This window comes from Aeromonas sp. ASNIH8, from assembly GCF_002919855.1.
GTDB lineage: Bacteria > Pseudomonadota > Gammaproteobacteria > Enterobacterales > Aeromonadaceae > Aeromonas > Aeromonas caviae.
Window position 1 is genome coordinate 14,398 of sequence record NZ_PQLN01000055.1, and the last position, 18,684, is coordinate 33,081.

General features: G+C 62.7%; 13 protein-coding genes and 4 pseudogenes. 10 read left to right on the plus strand and 7 right to left on the minus strand.

Translation table 11 applies throughout. The features are described from left to right. Positions 1 to 11: 11 nt before the first annotated feature. Positions 12 to 745, plus strand: a pseudogene (locus tag C3418_RS14665) (substrate-binding periplasmic protein). A 233-nt stretch (positions 746 to 978) separates the two neighbouring features. Beyond that, positions 979 to 1,374 (plus strand): nucleoside diphosphate kinase regulator, encoded by a 396-nt coding sequence (gene rnk, locus C3418_RS14670; RefSeq protein ID WP_010675253.1) that lies wholly within the window; start codon positions 979 to 981, stop codon positions 1,372 to 1,374. 108 nt (positions 1,375 to 1,482) lie between these two features. Here the strand turns inward: rnk and C3418_RS14675 are convergent. Beyond that, positions 1,483 to 2,010, minus strand: a pseudogene (locus C3418_RS14675) (GGDEF domain-containing protein); the annotation flags it as partial. A gap of 52 nt (positions 2,011 to 2,062) precedes the next feature. Then, entirely contained in the window at positions 2,063 to 3,289 is a 1,227-nt protein-coding gene (locus C3418_RS14680) for an RNA-guided endonuclease TnpB family protein (protein ID WP_103858788.1), read from the minus strand. A gap of 57 nt (positions 3,290 to 3,346) precedes the next feature. Here C3418_RS14680 and tnpA point away from each other — a divergent pair, with 57 nt between their 5' ends. From tnpA to C3418_RS14700, 4 genes are all read left to right on the plus strand, one after another. After that, a complete protein-coding gene (tnpA, locus tag C3418_RS14685) occupies positions 3,347 to 3,751 on the plus strand; it encodes an IS200/IS605-like element ISAs26 family transposase (protein ID WP_103261364.1) in 405 nt (134 codons plus the stop codon). Between the two features lie 328 nt (positions 3,752 to 4,079). Beyond that, the gene (locus C3418_RS14690; RefSeq protein ID WP_052815427.1) at positions 4,080 to 5,045 is read left to right on the plus strand and encodes a tripartite tricarboxylate transporter substrate binding protein; all 966 of its coding nucleotides are present in this window, start codon (positions 4,080 to 4,082) and stop codon (positions 5,043 to 5,045) included. A gap of 57 nt (positions 5,046 to 5,102) precedes the next feature. Further along, complete coding sequence (locus tag C3418_RS14695) at positions 5,103 to 5,564, plus strand: tripartite tricarboxylate transporter TctB family protein (RefSeq protein ID WP_052815428.1); 462 nt, start codon at positions 5,103 to 5,105, stop codon at positions 5,562 to 5,564. Between the two features lie 9 nt (positions 5,565 to 5,573). Further along, on the plus strand, positions 5,574 to 7,103 hold the full coding sequence (locus C3418_RS14700) for a tripartite tricarboxylate transporter permease (protein WP_053288415.1): 1,530 nt from the start codon (positions 5,574 to 5,576) through the stop codon (positions 7,101 to 7,103). 138 nt (positions 7,104 to 7,241) lie between these two features. Here the strand turns inward: C3418_RS14700 and C3418_RS14705 are convergent, their stop codons facing one another. The 4 genes and pseudogenes from C3418_RS14705 to C3418_RS14720 all read right to left on the minus strand — a co-directional run bounded on the left by C3418_RS14705 (position 7,242) and on the right by C3418_RS14720 (position 12,471). Next, positions 7,242 to 7,907 carry a response regulator gene (locus tag C3418_RS14705; protein WP_103858789.1) on the minus strand — a complete coding sequence of 222 codons (666 nt, stop codon included), beginning with the start codon at positions 7,905 to 7,907 and terminating at the stop codon, positions 7,242 to 7,244. Continuing rightward, positions 7,908 to 9,491, minus strand: a complete 1,584-nt coding sequence (locus C3418_RS14710; RefSeq protein ID WP_103858790.1) for a sensor histidine kinase — start codon at positions 9,489 to 9,491, stop codon at positions 7,908 to 7,910. Continuing rightward, complete coding sequence (locus tag C3418_RS14715) at positions 9,488 to 10,699, minus strand: ROK family transcriptional regulator (RefSeq protein WP_029314606.1); 1,212 nt, start codon at positions 10,697 to 10,699, stop codon at positions 9,488 to 9,490. Before C3418_RS14715 ends, C3418_RS14710 begins: the two co-directional genes overlap by 4 nt. 104 nt (positions 10,700 to 10,803) lie before the next feature. Then, positions 10,804 to 12,471, minus strand: a pseudogene (locus C3418_RS14720) (methyl-accepting chemotaxis protein). Between the two features lie 128 nt (positions 12,472 to 12,599). Between C3418_RS14720 and C3418_RS14725 the strand changes: the two are divergent. The 4 genes from C3418_RS14725 (at position 12,600) to glpC (ending at position 17,480) form a co-directional block, all read left to right on the plus strand. Beyond that, positions 12,600 to 13,055, plus strand: a complete 456-nt coding sequence (locus C3418_RS14725; RefSeq protein WP_080989954.1) for a YchJ family protein — start codon at positions 12,600 to 12,602, stop codon at positions 13,053 to 13,055. Positions 13,056 to 13,276: 221 nt separating this feature from the next. After that, positions 13,277 to 14,956 carry an anaerobic glycerol-3-phosphate dehydrogenase subunit A gene (gene glpA / locus C3418_RS14730; RefSeq protein ID WP_069785654.1) on the plus strand — a complete coding sequence of 560 codons (1,680 nt, stop codon included), beginning with the start codon at positions 13,277 to 13,279 and terminating at the stop codon, positions 14,954 to 14,956. Beyond that, positions 14,946 to 16,226 (plus strand): glycerol-3-phosphate dehydrogenase subunit GlpB, encoded by a 1,281-nt coding sequence (gene glpB / locus C3418_RS14735; RefSeq protein WP_052815434.1) that lies wholly within the window; start codon positions 14,946 to 14,948, stop codon positions 16,224 to 16,226. Before glpA ends, glpB begins: the two co-directional genes overlap by 11 nt. A 51-nt stretch (positions 16,227 to 16,277) precedes the next feature. Next, the gene (gene glpC / locus C3418_RS14740; RefSeq protein WP_052815435.1) at positions 16,278 to 17,480 is read left to right on the plus strand and encodes an anaerobic glycerol-3-phosphate dehydrogenase subunit GlpC; all 1,203 of its coding nucleotides are present in this window, start codon (positions 16,278 to 16,280) and stop codon (positions 17,478 to 17,480) included. A 485-nt stretch (positions 17,481 to 17,965) separates the two neighbouring features. Here glpC and C3418_RS14745 read toward each other — a convergent pair. Beyond that, positions 17,966 to 18,684 (minus strand): annotated as a pseudogene (locus C3418_RS14745) (ISL3-like element ISAeme19 family transposase); the annotation flags it as partial.

Genomic DNA, 18,684 nt, shown 5'->3' on the forward strand with positions numbered 1-18,684 from the left:
TCCGAACATCCATGCGCCTTGTTACTCTGCTTCTGCTGCTCTCTCCCCTGATCGTCTGCGCCTTTTCGGCCCGTGCCGTGGTCGTCGTGGCCGCGGACATTCCCCCCTATGTGATCCGCGCCCAACAGGGTGCGCCGAGCGGCATGGCCATCGAGGTGCTGGAGGAGGCTGCCCGCCGCCTCGGGGAACCGCTCGAGATCGAGTTGATGCCGCTGGCTCGCGCCCTCAGCCAGGCCAGCCACCGCCCGGATGTCCTGTTGTTGCCCCCGGCCCGAAATCCCCAGCGCGAACCACTGTTTCTCTGGATTGCCCCCTGCTGGAGGAGGCCTTCGTGCTGGTCAGCCATCGCCGTAACCATCCAACGCCGATCTCCATGAAGACGCTGCCAGGCCTCACCGTTGGCGTGATGCGTGGCTCCCATAGCCAGAGCCTGTTCCAGCCGCTGACAGGGGTGACCCGGGAGCTGGTCACCGAGGAGGTCAGCAACGCCAGCAAGCTGGCGCGCGACCGCATCCAGGCATGGGCGGTGGCCTGGAACACCGCCCGTTACAACCAGCAGCGGGCGGGTCTGCCGCTCCCGGACCTGGTGCGGGGCGAGACCTTGCAGCAGAGCACCCTCTACCTGGCCGCCAGTCCCCGCTTCTCCCGCAGCGAGGCGCTGCGCTGGCGCCGGGTCATTCAGGAAATGAGGGAGGATGGTAGTCTCGCGCGCATCCTGCACCAGTACGATTACCAGGCTCCCTGATGAGAAAGTCAGTCCAATTGCCAAACCACCCCAGAATGGTTATGGTATCTCCATGAAAGCAATCATGATTTTTTCCAGTACGCTCACACCCCGCTGAGCCCCCGCCCTCGCCCCGCTGCGCGAGTCGCTCGGGGGCATCGCTGTTGCTGTCTGCTTTTTACACTTGCACCGTTTTTTGTCGACCAGTCTGCCCGTCATCCTGGTCCCTTCAGTCATTGATAAGGAAATACCCTATGAAACAGCCTCATCTCGTCATCTCCAGCCTGGATCTGGATCGCATCGAACAGCTGCTTGGCAACCACCCCCAGCACCTTGCCCTGCAAGAGGAGCTGGATCGCGCCGAGATCCGCGAACCCGCCGACATGCCGCCGGACGTGGTGACCATGAACAGCACGGTGCGCTTCAAGATGCAAAACAGCGGCAACGACTTCTGCCTGACGCTGGTCTATCCAAAGGATGTGCAGGGGGACGAATCGAAGATCTCCGTGCTGGCGCCAGTGGGCAGCGCCCTGCTGGGGCTCAAGGTGGGTGACAGCATCGCCTGGCCGGGGCCGGCCGGTCGCACCATCCAGGTGGAGATCCTGGAAGTGGTCTATCAGCCGGAACGCGCGGGGGAGCTGCACCGCTGACAGGCCGCCAGGCGGCCACTCTGGTCTGATGCGACCAGGTGGCTGACTCGGTATGTCTTTGTCCGGTCGGAGCCGACGGCCACCGGCCGGGCATGACCTGACGGGGGATCAGGCCCCCTGACAGATCCGGTTCTTGCCCTCCCGCTTGGCCTGATAGAGAGCGCGATCTGCCTGGCTGAACAGGGTGTCAAAGTGCCATTCACGGGCGCTGGGCACCCACCCCAGGCTGGCCGTCACCCGGACCCCCTTCAGCTCCAGCGTTTCTATTCCCTGGCGGATCTGCTCGCAGCGCGCCTGCTGGGCCAGGGGGTCCCGCTCGGGCAATAGCAGCACAAACTCTTCCCCGCCGAAGCGGCTGGCCACCAGATCCCGCTGGCCGGCAAGATAGCGACCCACCGCCTCCAGCACCCTGTCCCCGGTCTCGTGACCGTGGCGATCGTTGATCTGCTTGAAGTCGTCGAGATCCAGCACCACCAGCGCCCCCTGCCTTGCCATCGTCACGCAATGATCCATAAAGCCGCGCCGGTTCAGGAGGCCGGTCAGGGGATCCTGGCTGGCCTGTCGACGCAGGGCCAGGGCCCGGTACTGGGTACAGAGCAGCAGCACCCCGAAGGTCGACAGATAGTTGCCCATCAGCTTGACATCCTCCCCCACCTTAGCGCTTCGCGTCACAGGAGGGGGATCCCCATTACTGGGTGATAGCTGCTCGCGCAGTACCGGGTTCCTGCTTCATCGGGCGGCCTGATTGCACCGCGCCTCCACAGGCTAAAACGGCGTGTCCCGCCGCTAAAATATTGCGAGCGCCGTTCACATCGGCGTTCGCCTCATAACCACACGCAGCGCATTTAAACTGGCTTTGCGTCTGGCGGTTATCCTTCGCAATATGCCCACAACAGGCGCACTGCTGGCTGGTGTAGGCCGGGTTTATCGCCAACACCTGACCACCTCGCCATGCCTGCTTGTATTCGAGCTGGCGGCGCAGCTCAAACCAGCCCTGATCTAATATCGAACGATTCAGCCCTGATTTTGCCCGGACGTTGCGCCCCGGCTGACTGGTCGTGCCTGCTGCTGATTTTGACATGCTGGCAACCTTCAAATCCTCAATGACGATCATCGCGTGGTTTTTGCTGATAGTCGTTGTGACCTTGTGAAGGTAATCGCGGCGGGTGTTGGCGATATGTGAGTGCAGCCGCTGGATCTTGGCTTTTTGTTTCTTCCAGTTGCTGCTGAACTTTACCTTTTTGCTCAACTGGCGTTGGAGCCTTGCCAGCTTGGTCTGATTGGTTTTGAAGCTGTTGACGGGCTCAAACACCGTGCCATCTGACAGGGTTGCGAGCTTGGCGATCCCCGCATCCAGCCCGACCATTGAGCCGGAGGGGTGAATTGGCTCGGACGTCTCCTGCTCGACCTGAAAGGAGATATACCAGTGCCCGGCTGCTTGGCTGACGGTCGCGTTTTTAATTTTTCCTTCAACTGGCTGGGACTGGCGAAACTTGACCCACGCCAGCCCGGCAGGAAGCTTCACGCGACCTTTTTCAAGGCGGCAATACTTGTCAAAGTTGACGAAGCGGATTGAGTCGCGGTTGTCGCTTTTCTTCTTGAAAACGGGAGCCTTGGCGGCGAGTTTTTTATCAAAGCAGCGCATCCACGCGCCGTGCAAGTCTTTGAGTTTCTGCTGGAGGTTGTCGGTATATGCCTCGGTCAGAAAGGCCATTTCTGGGTCTTTCTTCCAACTGGTGAGCATCCGGTTCAGCTCAAAGGCAGAAGGTAGTTTTTCGCCAGCATCCAGAATGCGCTTTGTCTCTGCCAGCCCGTGATTCCAGACATAACGAGCACAACCGCCCAACTGGCGCAGGCGTTGCGCTTGTTGGGCGGTCGGTTCGAGTCGGAACTTGTAGGCTTTCAGAATTTGCATTTATCGCTCAGTGTGTAGCATTATTGCCATATCTATTAAGCCCGATTGAGTGACAGAATGCAATTCACTAAAATTAATAAATCACGCCATGCGGCCTACGCTTTGCACGTACATTTGGTGTTTATCACCAAGTATCGAAAGCCGATATTGGGGGAACTGCATCACGCTTCCTTCGGTCAGTGTGCGGCAGAGGTTTGCAGAGATTTTGGTGCGGAACTGAAAGAGTGTGACGGAGAGGCTGATCATGTTCACATGCTGATAGAGTACGGCCCAACAGTGCAGCTATCGGTACTGGTGAACTCGTTAAAGGCGGTCACATCAAGGCGACTGCGTAATGAATTTCTGGACTTGAGAGGTGCTTACAGCAAACCCGTACTCTGGTCACGCTCTTACTTTGCGGGCTCTTGCGGCGGTGCGCCGTTAGAGGTGATCAAGCAATACATTCAAAACCAGCGGGGCTGACGCCCCGGCGAAATTCCTCTCCCACCTACGTCGGAGGGAGTCCCCTTTCGCATTTAAGATGGAGCAGGTGGCTCTGCGCCAGCAGGCGAGCGATGCCCTGAAACAGGAGGCGAAGGAGGACATCAGCACATCGGCGGCGAAACCGACCCAGTGATCCTTGCCGGACGAGGCGCTCACGGGCGCCTCGTTTCTATACGCGCCCCCCTCTTCGGCCCATGACCAGAATGAACACAATGGCCACAACAGCCTTAATAGCCATTACGGTCAGATTGTTTTCCAGTCAGACATGATTAATTAACCTTCTTGCAACAATCACAAGGAGAGCACCATGTTGCAAGGAACCTTCAAGCGTACCCTGATCGGTAGTCTGCTCGCACTGAGCGTCGGCGCCCACGCCCAGATCAACGAAGTCCACTTCCTGATCCCGGGCGGCGCTGGCGGCGGCTGGGATACCACGGCCCGCGGCACCGGTGAAGTGCTGGCCAAGTCCGGTCTGGTCAAGACCGTCTCCTACCAGAACATGTCCGCCGGTGGCGGCGCCAAGGCCATCGCCCACCTCATCGAGACCTCGGCCCAGTCCGACAAGACTCTGATGGTCAACTCCACCCCCATCATCGTCAAATCCCTCTCCAAGGAGCTGCCCCAGTCCTTCCGTGATCTGACGCCGGTGGCCGCCATCATCGCCGACTACCAGGCGCTGGCGGTGAAGGCGGACTCCCCCTATCAGAACTGGGCCCAGCTGCTGGCCGCCTACGAGGAGAACCCGGCCAAGGTGAAGATTGCCGGGGGTTCCGCCCGTGGCAGCCTGGATCACCTGGTCGCCGCCCTGACCTTCAAGAATGCCGGCGCCGACGCCAGCAAACTGCGCTACGTCGCCTACGATGCCGGCGGCAGCGCCATGGCCGCCGTGCTGGCCGGAGAGACCCAGGCCATCTCCACCGGCTTTGGCGAGGCGATGGAAGCGGTCAAGTCAGGCCAGATGCGGATCCTCGGGGTCACTTCCGACAAACGCCTGCCGGGGGCGGAGCAGATCCCCACCTTCAGCGAGCAGAACAACCCCACCGTCTTCGCCAACTGGCGCGGTTACTTCGCCTCCCCCACCATCAGCCCGGAGAAATCCGCCGAGTTTGCCGCCCTGCTCAAGCAGATGTACGACAAGCCGGAGTGGGAAGTGGTCCGCACCCGCAACAGCTGGACCAACCTCTACAAGTCGGGTCCCGAGTTCACCGCCTTCCTCGACGGCCAGGAGCAGCAGATCGGCGGCCTGATGCGCGAGCTCGGCTTCATCAAGTAACCCTCGTTGTCACATCGCAGGCGGGCGCAGGCCCGCCGCCCATGTTGGAGTCAAGAGATGAACATCACCAAGGAGCGACTGGGGGGCCTGCTGTTTCTGCTGCTCTCCCTCACCTATGGCTACTACGCCACCGAGATACCGGGCTACCCCGGCGACGAATACGAACCCTTCACCGCCAGTACCCTGCCCTATGCCCTGGCAGGGATCGGGACGCTGCTCTCCCTGCTGCTGGTGCTCTTCCCCGGGGGCGAGCCCCTGCGCCGGGAAGAGGGAGACTGGCGCCGGGTCTTCATCCTGCTCGGGCTCATGGTCATTTACGGATTGGGGCTCACCTGGTTTGGCTTCGTGCTCTCGACCATCGCCTTCCTGAGTGTGGGCATCCGGGTGCTCGGTGAGCCCAGTCTGCGCTACGGCCTGATGATCAGCGTCCCCTTCTCCATCGGTTTCTGGGCCCTGCTCACCAAGGGGCTCAACGTCTATCTGGAGCCGGGTCGCCTGTTCACCCTGCTCGGTTTCTAAGGAGTCACCATGTTAGACGGAATCTTGCAAGGACTCGGCACTGCACTGCTGCCGGTCAACCTGATGATGGTGGTGCTTGGCTGCTTCATCGGCACCTTTATCGGCATGTTGCCGGGCCTTGGCCCGGTCACCGCCATCGCCCTGATGATCCCCATCACCTATGGCCTGGATCCCTCCTCCGGCATCATCTTGATGGCGGGGGTCTATTACGGCGCCATCTTCGGGGGCTCCACCTCCTCCATCCTGATCAACGCCCCCGGCTGCTCCGCCACCGTGGTCACCGCCTTCGACGGCTATCCCCTGGCCTGCAAGGGACAGGCGGGCAAGGCGCTGGCCATCGCCGCCTACGCCTCCTTCACCGGCGGCACCCTCTCCGCCATCATGCTGATGGTGGCGGCGCCCCTGCTGGCCAAGGTCTCCCTCTCCTTCCAGTCGGCGGACTACTTCGCCCTCATGGTGCTGGGCCTCTCCGCCGTGGCAGCCTTTGCCGGCAAGGGGCAGGTGCTCAAAGCGCTGATCATGGCGCTGTTCGGCATCATGATCTCCACCATCGGCATCGACCGCAGCGTCGGGGTAGACAGGTTCACCTTCGGGTTGCCGGATCTGCGTGACGGCTTCTCCTTCCTGCTGCTGGCCATGGCCACCTTTGCCCTCGCGGAGATCCTGATGGCGGTGCTGCGCCCCGGCAAGGACAACAGCGAGGAAGAGGCCAGGCAGATGCAGCAGCTCGGCAGCCTCAAGCTCAGCAAGGAAGAGGTCAGAGAGATAGCGCCCCCCATCGCCCGCTCCTCGGTGCTGGGCTTTCTCATCGGCGTGCTGCCGGGAGCCGGCGCCACCATCGCCGCCTTCATGGCCTATGGCACCGAGCGCAACATCGCCGGCAAACAGCGCCAGGAGCAGTTCGGCAAGGGCAGCCTGCGCGGTCTGGCCGCCCCGGAAGCGGCCAACAACGCCGCCTCCACCGGCTCCTTCGTGCCCCTGCTGACCCTGGGGATCCCGGGCTCCGGCACCACGGCCCTCATCCTGGGCGCCCTGGTGGCCTACGGCATCCAGCCGGGCCCGCGTCTGTTCATGGAGCATCCGGACGTCTTCTGGTCGGTGATCATCTCCATGTATCTGGGCAACGTGGTGCTGTTGATCCTGAACCTCCCCCTCATCCCCTACCTGGCCCGGGTACTGGCGGTGCCGCGCCCCGTGCTCATCCCCATGGTGCTGCTGTTCTCCCTGACCGGGGTCTATCTGGTCTCCTTCAACACCATGGACATCCATGTGATGGCCATCGTTGCACTGATCGCCATCGGCCTGCGCCTGCTCACCTTCCCCATGGCCCCCATGCTGCTCGGTTTCATCCTGGGGGGTATGCTGGAGGACAACCTGCGCCGGGCCCTGGTGATCAACGACGGCAGCCTGAGCTTCCTGTGGGAGCGCCCCATCACCCTCGCCTTCACGGTGATCACCCTGACCATGTTGCTGCTGCCCGTCTGGCAGTGGTGGCAGGCTCGCCGGGCCCCCAAGGGGGAGCTTGCCACCAGCCACTGAATCGATGAGCCTCTGCCACCTCTGAACCCTGCCCCATCACGCGTAGAGACCTTGATGCCCACGGGAAGCAAATCCTGACAAAAAGAGCGCCGAAAGGCGCTCTTTTCTTGTCTGGACGACAGGTTCCGGACGACCGGATCACGGCTTGCGGTAACGCCGCTCCGGCCGCCCGACGGTGCCATATTCGAGCTCGGGGCTCGCCAGTTGCTGCCCCACCAGAAATTCCAGATAGCGGCGCGCCGTGGTCCGGCTCACCCCTATCCGGCAGCCTATCTCCTCGGCACTGGCGGCCTCCGGAGTCAGGGCCGTCAGCACCCGCTGCAGGGTGAGAGCATCGATGCCCTTGGGCAGTCCCTCTGCCGCCACCTGCTGCAACGGCGTACCGAACAGGGTGTCCACCGCCTGCTGGTCGATGTCGGCCAACGCCGCCAGGGCGGCGATGCTCTGACGGTACTTCTCCAGGGTGTCGCGCAGCCGCTCGAACACCACGGGCTTCAAAATGAAATCCACCACCCCGAGGCGCATCGCCTCCTGCAGGGCAGCGGCTTCCCGCGCCGCGGTGAGCAGGATCACATCCAGACTCGCCCCCGCCTGGCGCAGCTCTCTCAATAGCGAGAACCCCTCTCCATCGGGCAACCAGACATCCAGCAGCACCAGATCGGGTTTGAGGATCCCTATCTGCTCCCTGGCATCGAACAGGGTGAGCGCCACCCCCAGCACCTCGAAACCGGCGAGGCGCTGCACGAAGCGGCGGTGGATCTCGGCAATGGCGGGATAATCCTCGACGATCAGGATCTTGATCACTTACACCTCCTTGGGAATGTAACAGACGACGCAACTTCCCTGCGTCGTGGCTTCGATGGTGATCTCCCCCTGCAGGGCATCCAGGGTCTTGCGCACCAGGGAGAGCCCGATACCGTGTCCTGGCTCGGGCTTGCTACTGACCCCCTGTTCGAACAACCTGTCCGCCAACTGCGGGTCGATGCCGCCAGCCCCGTCTTCCACCTCCAGCACCAGATCCTGCCCCAGATCGCTCAGGGAAACCCGGATGGGCTGATAGGGCGCACCGTGGCGGCGGGTCGCCTCGAAGGCGTTGTCGATGAGGTTGCCCAGCACCGTTACCAGCTGGGAACCGCTGACACGGGCAGGAATGTCGTGCAGACGGGCATCGGGATCGATCACGAGCTCAAGACCGAGTTCGTGGGCCCTGTGGTATTTGCCGAGCAGCAGCCCCGCCACCTTGGGTTTGGCGATGGCCCCCATCAGGAAGCCGAGCAGGGTCTGCTCGGTGGCCGCCTCCCGCCCGATGAAGGCGAGCGCCTCCCGGGTGGCCCCGAGCTCAATGAGGCCAGCGATGGTCCCAAGCTGGTTGTTGTGCTCGTGGGTCTGCACCCGCAGCAGATCGCTGTAGGCCTGCACCTGGGAGAGCTGGGCACTGAGTTCCGCCAGCTCGTCCTTGCGCCGAAAGCTCGACACGGCGCCGATCAGCTTGCCCTCGCGCACCAGCGGCAACCGGTTGACGATGAGGGACTGGCCGTTGAGCACGATCTCCTCGTCAAACTGGGGGGTCTGCTCTTGCAGGATGGAGAGCATGCGACTGCCCGGCAGCAGGTGACCGATGGGCTGTCCAATAGCGGCCCGGGCAGTGGTGTCGTCCAGGCGCAGCAGCTTGATGCCGTTGGGGTTCAGAGAGGTGAGGCGCCCTTGCTCGTCGATGGTGAGGATCCCCTCGCGCACCGTGCGCAGGGTACAGTCTAGCTCCGCATAGAGACGCCCCATCTGCTCGGGTTCAAAGCCGAAAATCGCCTTCTTGTAGCGCCGGGCCAGCCAGGCGGCGGCGACACTGTTGAGCAGCACGATGAGCAAGGTCATGGCCAGGCCGAAGCGCAAATAGTCCTGCAGATCCGCATCGATGTCCCGCACCAGATAGCCGACCGACACCACCCCGATGATCTTGCCCATCTCGTCACGGATGGGCCCCTTGCCGCGCACCGAGACCCCGAGGGACCCCTGGGCCCTGGAGATATAGGCCTCCCCCTGCAGGGCACGCTCGGGATCATCACCCACCATGGGTTTGCCAATCCGGTCCGCATTGGGGTGCGCCAGGCGGCGTGCCTGCCTGTCCCCGATGACGATGTAGCTGGCCCCGACCTCGGCGCGGATCCGCTCCACCAGGGCATTGAGGCGGACCGTATCCGCCCGCTTCACCCCGGCGATGACGCCGGACTCCCGCGCCACCAGCCGTGCCAAATCCAGGGCCTGATCCCCCACCTCACGGTAGCGCTGCTCGGCGACATAGTAGTAGCTGGCCCCGCTCAGCAACACCAGTTGCAGCAGACTGACCAGACAGAGAATGAGCAGGAAGCGTCCTTGCAACCCGAGCCTCATGCCTCCTTGTCGCCTCGCAACAAGTCGAGCAGCAGACTGCCATCGCGCAGGGCCTTGTGCACCTGCACCGAGGTGGGTTTGGTGGGATCTTCGTAGAAGTGGGTGGATTCAATCTGCAGGCGCACCAGGTACTCGGCGGGCAACTGGCTTGCCAGGGACTGGTGCAACATGGGGAAGAGCAGTCGATCGGCCCGGGTGATCTCCCCCCCGAGCAGCAGCTTGCCCGGATTGAGCAGGCAGATGAGGTTCGCCAGCACCCGGGAGAGGCGGCCTGCTGCCTGGTGCAGGATGTCCTGACACAGGCTGTTGCCGGCCAGCGCCAGCTCGCACAGCTCGCGTATGGTGACGCTTTCGGGCAGATCGAACTCCTGCATCCGTTCGCGCAGCTCCCGATATTGCGCCTCCAGCGCCTGATTGGTCACGAGGGTGCAGGCGCAGCCGAAGCCACCGCAGTAGCAGCGCTGGCCATAGGGTTCGAGCTGCAGGTGGCTGAGATCCCCGAGCAGAGCCGACTCGCTCTCGATGAGCTGGCCATTGACCACCATGCCGACCCCGATGTCGTTGTGCACGAACACCAGCACCGCATCCGAGCAGTTCCTGGCGGCGCCCCACTCCCGCTCGGCCTGGATCCAGGTGCGCACGTCGCCGCTCACCAGCACGGGTACCGAGAAGGCTTCCTGCAGGGTGGGACCGAGGGGCCAGTTGCGCAGATCGTAATAGGGAAAATGCTTGACCATGCCGGAGTGGCGCTCCACCTGGCCGGGCAGGCAGAGGGCGATGCAGGCCAGACGCAGCGCCTTCTTGGGCAAAAAGCCCTCGATGGCCCGCACCAGGCTGGCCAGCAGCTCGGCACGCTCCGCCTCGTTGAAGACATGGCGATGGCGTGCCAGGGAGTGACCCGCGAGATCGAACAGGGCCATGTCCACATAGCCGCGCCCCAGGCGCATGGAGAGAAACTGGAAGCGGCGCTCGTTGATGCGCAGCAGGGTCTGGCGACGGCCACGCCCCACCGAGCTCTCGCCGCAGGTGACCACCAGGCCGCCGTCCAGCAGCTCGCGGGTGATCTTGGTGATGCTGGCCGGCGACAGGCCGGTCAGACGGGACAGATCGGTACGGGACAGCTCCTTGTGCTCCTCCAGGCTGGCATAGACCAGGCCGTAGTTGAGCTGACGGATCAAATCGATACTGCCTTTCACGATCTCATTCATAGGGTTGGGGCTAACGAAAGGAACGAATGGCGCGATTTTCACACATTCTGCGCCGATCCCCAAATTTGCCGTCTGGAAATCCTGTCCAGACGGCAAAAATGTGATTAGTAACGGAAGCGGGAGACGAGTTGGCGCAATTTGTCACCCGTGCCTGCCAGGGCGCGGGTGGTGGTGCTGGACTCCCCGGACGCCTCGGTCAGCTCGCTGACGATCTGCTGGATGGCCACCAGGTTCTTGTTGATCTCCTCGGAGACCGCGTGCTGCTCCTCGGCGGCCGTGGCGATCTGGATGTTCATGTCGTTGATGGTGCCGACCGCCGCCACCATGCTGTCCAGGGAGCTGGCGATGTGGCTCGCCTCCTGCACCGTCTCCTGGCTGCGTGCCTCGCTGGCCTGCATCACCTCCACCGCCTGTTTCACTCCGCCCTGCAGGCGCTGGAGCATCTCGTTGATCTCTTTGGTGCTCTGCTGGGTACGGCCCGCGAGGGATCGCACCTCGTCCGCCACCACCGCAAAGCCGCGCCCCTGCTCGCCCGCCCGGGCCGCCTCGATGGCGGCGTTGAGGGCCAGCAGGTTGGTCTGATCGGCGATGCCGCGAATGACCTCCACCACGGAGCCTATCTTGCCGGTCTCGTGGGCGAGCTGCTCGATGACCCCGGCCGCCACATGCACTTCGTCCACCAGCCGGTTGATGCTGCCGATGGCGCTGTTCACCACCCCCCGGGCCGCATCGGACTCGCGGGCCGCATCGCTGGTGGCGCTGGCGGCGTTGGAAGCGCTCGCCGCCACCTCCTGGGCGGTGGAGCTCATCTCGGTCACCGCGGTCACCACCTGATCCGTCTCCTTGCCATGGCCCTGCATCTGCCTGTCCGCATGCTCGCTCAGGCTATGCAGCCGATCCACGGCCCCCAGCAACTGGTGGCTGGTCTCCCCCACCTGGCTCACCACCGACTGGATCCGCTCGACGAAGCGGTTGAAGGCGGCGGCCAGCTGCCCCACCTCGTCCTTGCTCTGCACCTTGAGGCGCTGGGTCAGATCCCCGTCCCCGTCGGCGATGTCATTGAGTGCGGCAACCGCATCCGCCAGCGGGCGGGTGACCCGGTTGCCGATCACCACGGTTGCCGCCAGGGTCACCCCCAGGATCACCAGGATGAACAGCACCCCGGTTTTCAGGGAGCCATACATGGTCTCCTCCCGCTCGCTGCGCAGGGTGGCCAGCTCATTGTCGATGTCGTCGATGTAGAAGCCCGTGCCCACGACCCACTGATACTTGTCGAGCACCAGATTGAAGGAGAGCTTGGGGGCATCCCGCCCGATAGAGGGCTTGTTGGTCCAGTACTCCGAGAAGCCATCTCCTTCCCGCGCCGACTTGATGATCCCCTGAATGAGGAAGGCACCCTTGGTATCCTTGTCCTGCCAGCGGTTCTTCCCCTCCATCTCGGGCCGGGTCGGCAGCAGCACGGTATTGCCCTGTTAGTCGTAGACGAAGAAGTAGCCGTCGCTGCCATAGCGCAGCGGCCGCAATATCTCCTTCACCTGCTGGCGCACTTCGGGGCTGTCAGGCTTGCCGTAGCTGCCCTCGATGGCCGTCTTGGCCAGCATCAGATAACTGCTGAGCAGCGCCTTGCGCTCCTTGATTGCCCTCTCCCGCGCCACCACCAGATCCGATTCCAGATCGCTCCTGGCCACCAGGTAGTTGCTGAGATTGACCACCAGGGCCATCAGCAGCACGGGGATGGCCCCCAGTAACAGGATCTTCTGCTTAAGTGTCATTGTGTCACCCTTTGTGCTGTGTTCATTGCTGCATGATGTCTGCCTAAACGGCATGGGAAGCTGGCCGAAAGGGAAGTGCGTTCGCTACAATCCCGCCACCTTTAATTATCGACCAGATGAGCTGACTCATGAACCTATGTCCTTGCGGTTCCTCTCTTTTTCTTGCCAAGTGCTGCGGTGTACTCCACGCAGGTCAGCCCGCCGCCACCCCGGAGCAGCTGATGCGATCCCGCTACAGCGCCTTCGTGCTGGGATTGGGAGAATATCTGGTACACAGCTGGCACCCGGACTATCTGAACGGGCTGACCGCGGCCGACCTCTCATCGACCGACACCCGCTGGGATGGCCTCGAGATCCTCACCAGCCAGGGCGGCCCCGATGACACCCTCGGCATGGTGGAATTCAAGGCCTGGTTCCTGGAAGGGGACGAACGTCACTGCCTCCATGAGCGATCCCGCTTCGTGCGCCATCAGGGGCGCTGGGTCTACACCGACGGCGAGCAGGATCCGGCGCCGCTGCGGGTGGGGCGAAACGACCCCTGCCCCTGTGGCAGCGGCAAGAAGTTCAAGAAGTGCTGCGGCTGAGGTTTCCCCCACGCCGCCCTCTGGCCAGCCCCCGGGCTGGCCTTCTCCCCTCCCGTCATGCTTTCCCCTGCCCGCCTCGACGGTGACGTGAGGTTCATCACATTTCGCTCATCGCCTCACACTTAATGAGCGTTTACGAACATTAATTTGGCCCATATCAAACATTTTACGTCGTGAAGGCGCCACACTGGCCTTATCTGGAAGAGATGAGACGGGCAAGAATGAAAAGAATCACCACACAAGTCGTCATCATAGGGGGTGGCGCCACCGGCGCCGGCATCATGCGCGATTGCGCACTGCGCGGCATCGACTGCATCCTGCTTGAGCGGGACGACATCGCCGCCGGCACCACGGGCCGCAACCATGGCCTGCTTCACTCCGGCGCCCGCTACGCGGTGACGGATCAGGAGTCCGCCCGCGAGTGCATTCAGGAGAACCGCATCCTCAAGCGGATCGCCAGCCACTGCGTCGAGGACACCGGCGGCCTCTTCATCACCCTGCCGGAAGATGACATCCATTTTCAAAATACCTTCATGGACGCCTGCGCCCTGGCGGGCATCGACGCCCGCCAGCTGGATCCCGCCGAGGCGCTACGCCTTGAACCCAACGTCAACCCGGCGCTGATCGGCGCCATTCAGGTGCCGGACGGCACGGTCGACCCCTTCCGTCTGGCTGCCGCCAACGTGCTGGATGCCAAGGAGCACGGCGCCCGCATCTTCACCCACAGCAAGGTGCTGGGGCTGCTGCGCACCCAAGACAGAGTGCACGGGGTCAAGGCGATCAACACCCGCACCGGCGAAGCGTTCGAGGTGGAGTGCCAGGAGGTGATCAACGCCGCCGGCATCTGGGGCCAGCAGATCTGCGAGTACGCCGATCTCGGCATCCGCATGTTCCCGGCCAAGGGCTCCCTGCTAATCATGGATTACCGCATCAACCAGCTGGTGCTCAACCGCGCCCGCAAACCGGCGGACGCGGACATCCTGGTGCCGGGCGATACCATCTCCCTCATCGGCACCACCTCGAGTCGCATCGATTACCACAAGATTGACCAGCTCACCGTCGAGCCTGAAGAGGTGGAAGTGCTGCTGCGCGAAGGAATAAAACTGGCCCCCATCATGGCCCGCACCCGATTGCTGCGCGCCTATGCCGGGGTTCGCCCGCTGGTGGCGGTGGATGGCGACGAGTCCGGCCGCAACATTAGCCGTGGCATAGTGCTGCTGGATCACGCCGAGCGCGACGGGCTCAAGGGCTTCAACACCATCACCGGCGGCAAGCTGATGACCTACCGGCTGATGGCAGAATGGGCCACCGACTTGCTTGCCAAGAAGCTTGGCAACAGCAAACCGTGCCGCACCGCTGAACTGAGCCTGCCCGGCTCGCGGGATCCGGAGAAGGTCTCCGCCCCCGGTCTCTCGGTCCCGGCTGAAGGCTCGGCCCAGTACCGTCACGGCGAGCGGGTCATCGCCTTTTTCCGCGACAATCCCAAGGCCAACGCCCTCATCTGCGAATGCGAGATGGTGACCGCAGGTGAAATCGAATACGCCCTGCGCGAGCTGGATGTGGACAACCTGGTGGATCTGCGCCGCCGCACTCGTCTGGGCATGGGACCCTGTCAGGGGGAGCTGTGCGCCTATCGCGCCGCCGGCCTGATGCAGGAGTACGGCAAGGCCGACGGCCGCCAGGCTTGCGTCATGCTGCGCCAGTTCCTGGAGGAGCGCTACAAGGGCACCCGCCCCGTGCTGTGGGGCGATGCCCTGCGCGAAGCCGAATTTACCTACTGGATCTACGAGGGGCTGTTCGGCCTTGGCGAGTGGACGGCCCCCCACCTGGTGGCCGAGCCCCCCTTCCCGCAAGACGCCAGCACCGCCAATCCCACCAAGGAGCGCAGCCATGAAATTTGACAGCATCGCTATCGGCGGCGGCATGGCGGGCCTCTCCGCGGCCCTGCGCCTGGCCGAGGCCGGCCAGAAGACCCTGCTGATGGCCTCCGGCCAGAGCGCCCTGCACTTCTCCTCCGGCTCGGTGGATCTGCTGGAGAGCGAGGGAGATCCCCGCGCCGCCCTGCCCGCCTTTATGGCCGCCAACCCCGAGCATCCCTACAGCAAGGTGGGGCTGGCCCATATCGCGGCGAGCCTCGATGATCTGCAACGCCACTGCGCCGCCCAGGGCTTGCCGCTGTTTCGCCAGGAGCGCAACCACCAGCGGCTGACCCCCATCGGCACCCTCAAAGCCACCTGGCTCTCCCCCGACACCTGCGCCTGCGTGACCGATGCACCGGCCCCCGACGCCATCCTGCTGGCCACCCTGGAGGGATTTCGCGACTTTCACCCCGAGCTCGCGGCAGCGAATCTCGCGACCCACGCGCGCTTCGCCCACTGCCGCATCCTGACCGGGGAAATTCGGCTGCCCCAGCTGGCCGAGTTCAGCCGCAATCCCCACGAGTTTCGCTCCGCCGACATCGCCCGCCTGTTTGACAAGCAGGGCAATGGCCAGCATGACCTGCTGACGGATCTAGCCCGCGAGATCAGCCGCATGGTGCAGGAGAGCGGTGAGCCGCGCTGCCGCCACCTGGTGCTGCCCGCCTGCCTGTCGCTGGGGCTGGTCGGCCCGCGCCTGACGGAGCTGGAGCAGCGCACCGGCTGCATCATCAAGGAGGTTGCCACCATGCCGCCGTCGCTTATTGGCATGCGGATGCAGGAGGCCCTCAAGCGCCGCTTCATGGCCCTTGGCGGCACCTTCCTCACCAGCGAGCGGGTGCTGGGCGCCCGTTACGACGGAGATCGGGTCATCGGCGTGCACAGCCAGAATGGCGACGATCAACTCTTTGAAGCGGATAACTTTGTACTCGCCTCCGGCAGCTTCTTCAGCCGCGGGCTGGAGTCGCGCCTGCGCGGCATTCGTGAGCCCATCTTCAACGCCGACGTGCTGAGCCTGCCCGAGCGCGACGCCTGGGCCGGCCGCCGCCTGTTCGACCACCACCCCTTCATGGGTTTCGGGGTCAAGACCGACGACAAGCTCAGAGTGCTGCGTGGCGGCAAACCGCTCGTCAACCTCTACGGCGCCGGTAGCGTGCTGGCGCACTATGACCCCATAAAAGAAGGGTCAGGCTCAGGCGTGGCCGTTGCCACCGGCTGGCAGGCTGCCGGTCATATTTTGAGTTCAGCCCAATGACGATTTTGTCCCATATCCCGTGCCTTCACACCCAACGGGAGGAGAACTGACATGCTACTGGATCATGCCAACCAAACCTTCGATCAGTGCATCAAATGCACCGTCTGTACCGCCTACTGCCCGGTGGCCAAGGCCAACCCGGCCTACCCAGGCCCCAAGCAGGCGGGCCCGGATGGGGAGCGGCTGCGCATCAAGAGCCCGGAGCTCTTTGACAGCGCCCTCAAGTACTGCACCAACTGCAAGCGCTGCGAAGTGGCCTGCCCGAGCGGGGTGCGCATCGGCGACATCATCGCCAAGGCCAAACACCAGTACAGCGGCTTCAAACCGGGGATCCGCGAGTTCGTGCTCTCCCACACCGACCTGATGGGCAGCATGTCCACCCTGATGGCCCCGGTGGTCAACTTCACCACCGGCCTCAAGCCGATGAAGCTGGTGCTGGACAAGGCGCTGGGGGTCTCCTCCCACCGCGACCTGCCCAAATACTCCCAGGGCACCTTCCGCGGCTGGTACAAAAAGCAGAAAGCGAGTCAGGCCCGCTTTACGCGCCAAATTGCCTACTTCCACGGCTGCTACGTCAACTACAACCACCCGCAACTTGGCAAGGAGCTGGTGCAGGTGCTCAACGCCATGAACATCGGCGTCCAGCTGCTGGAGCGGGAGAAGTGCTGCGGCGTGCCGCTGATTGCCAACGGCTTCATGGACAAGGCCAAGCAGCAGGCGGCCTTCAACATCCAGCAGCTGGAGAACACCCTGCTCGGCAACGAGATGCCGCTACTAGCCACCTCCTCCACCTGCGGCTTCACCCTGCGCGACGAATACCCCCACCTGCTGGAGCAGGACAACCACAAGGTGCGCGATCGCATCTCGCTGGTGACCCGCTTCCTGTGGAACGAGTTCTACCAGGGCAACAAGCCGGCGATGAAGCCGCTCAATCTGCACATCGCCTACCACACCCCCTGCCACATGGAGAAGATGGGGGGGGTCATCTATACCCTGGAGCTGCTGCGCGCCATCCCAGGGGTCAAGGTGACGGTGCTGGACTCCCAGTGCTGCGGCATCGCCGGTACCTACGGCTTCAAGTCGGAGAACTACCAGACCAGCCAGGCCATCGGCGAGGGGCTGTTTGATCAGATAAACCGGCTCAAGCCCGATCTGGTCATCACCGACTGCGAAACCTGCAAATGGCAGATCGAGATGAGCACAGCGTTCCGCTGCGAACACCCCATCCACCTGCTGGCCCAGGCCCTGGCTTGATCCCCTTGCCACGCTAGGCCAGACGGCCCGCTCGGCAAAGAGGCCGACAAGCAAACACCAGATGGAAAAAGAGCCGGCAAGCGCCGGCTCTTTTTACTGGATCATCGTTCGAATAGGCCATGGTATCCATGGACAATCCTCTGATTGAATCCGGCAATAAGGGGATTATAATGACTCCCTCCCCTAAAGTTAATAATGCATATATATACATTAGAAATTTTCTATCCCTAAATGAATACAGCTCGCGCCATTTGACGCACATTTCCTTGCCGGACGCGGGCTGGCGGGCAACTGAGCCCACTGTCGCCAGACAACAGCGTTAACAATGGTGCAATAAGTTGAGTTTCCTCATAATTTAACCGGGATCTCATTTCCGCTTGTTGCCGGCTCCGCCAATTGATCTAGCGCAATCCCGCTCCCGATAAATCATCATTCGTTTTACCCATTTGGTAATATCCAGCTCGAGCAATCGCATAAATACAGGTTCATCGCGGCTTTCCGGGGAAGGCCGCCTTGATTTTCAGAAAAAAGTATTCTGAGTCCCTAAATCCATATGCCATGCGCTTTATCACTTTGATCTTGTTGTTCACCCCTTCCAGCACACTCGTGTGCATCGGGTAGTTTGCACTCGCCAGGATCCCCCGCATATATTTCGATAAATTTCGACCAAATCGTTGCAGCGGCGCTAGCCCGCTTTCCTTCACCTGCCGCATCCAGCTCCGCCATCGTCGCCATCCTTCCCACACGCTCGGCGCATACCAGATGCCCTTCAACGCCTCTTTCAGCACGTACACCATCGCCAGCGGTTGATTCGCCGCCAACAGCTCCTGCAACTTCACATCCTGTTTTTCACTCAGCTTCGCCCGATTACGTAGCAGCAACCAACGCGCACTTTTGACCACTTTTCGCGCCGGTTTATCGCTTTTCAGTGCATTCGCCTGCTCCACTCGCACCCGGTCCACCACCTCTCGGCCATAGCGAGCCACCACGTGGAACAGGTCGTAGACCACCTCCGCCTGCGGGCAGTGTTGCTTCACCTCCAGGTCGAACGCCGTGTTCATGTCCATCGCCACCGCCTCAATCTGCTGGCATCGCTCGCCGAGCTGCTCGAAGAAGGGACGGATAGCGGCCCGGCTGTTGCCGTGCCCCACCCACAGGACGCGGGTTCGCTCGGCATCCATGATCACGGTGGCATAGCGGTGTC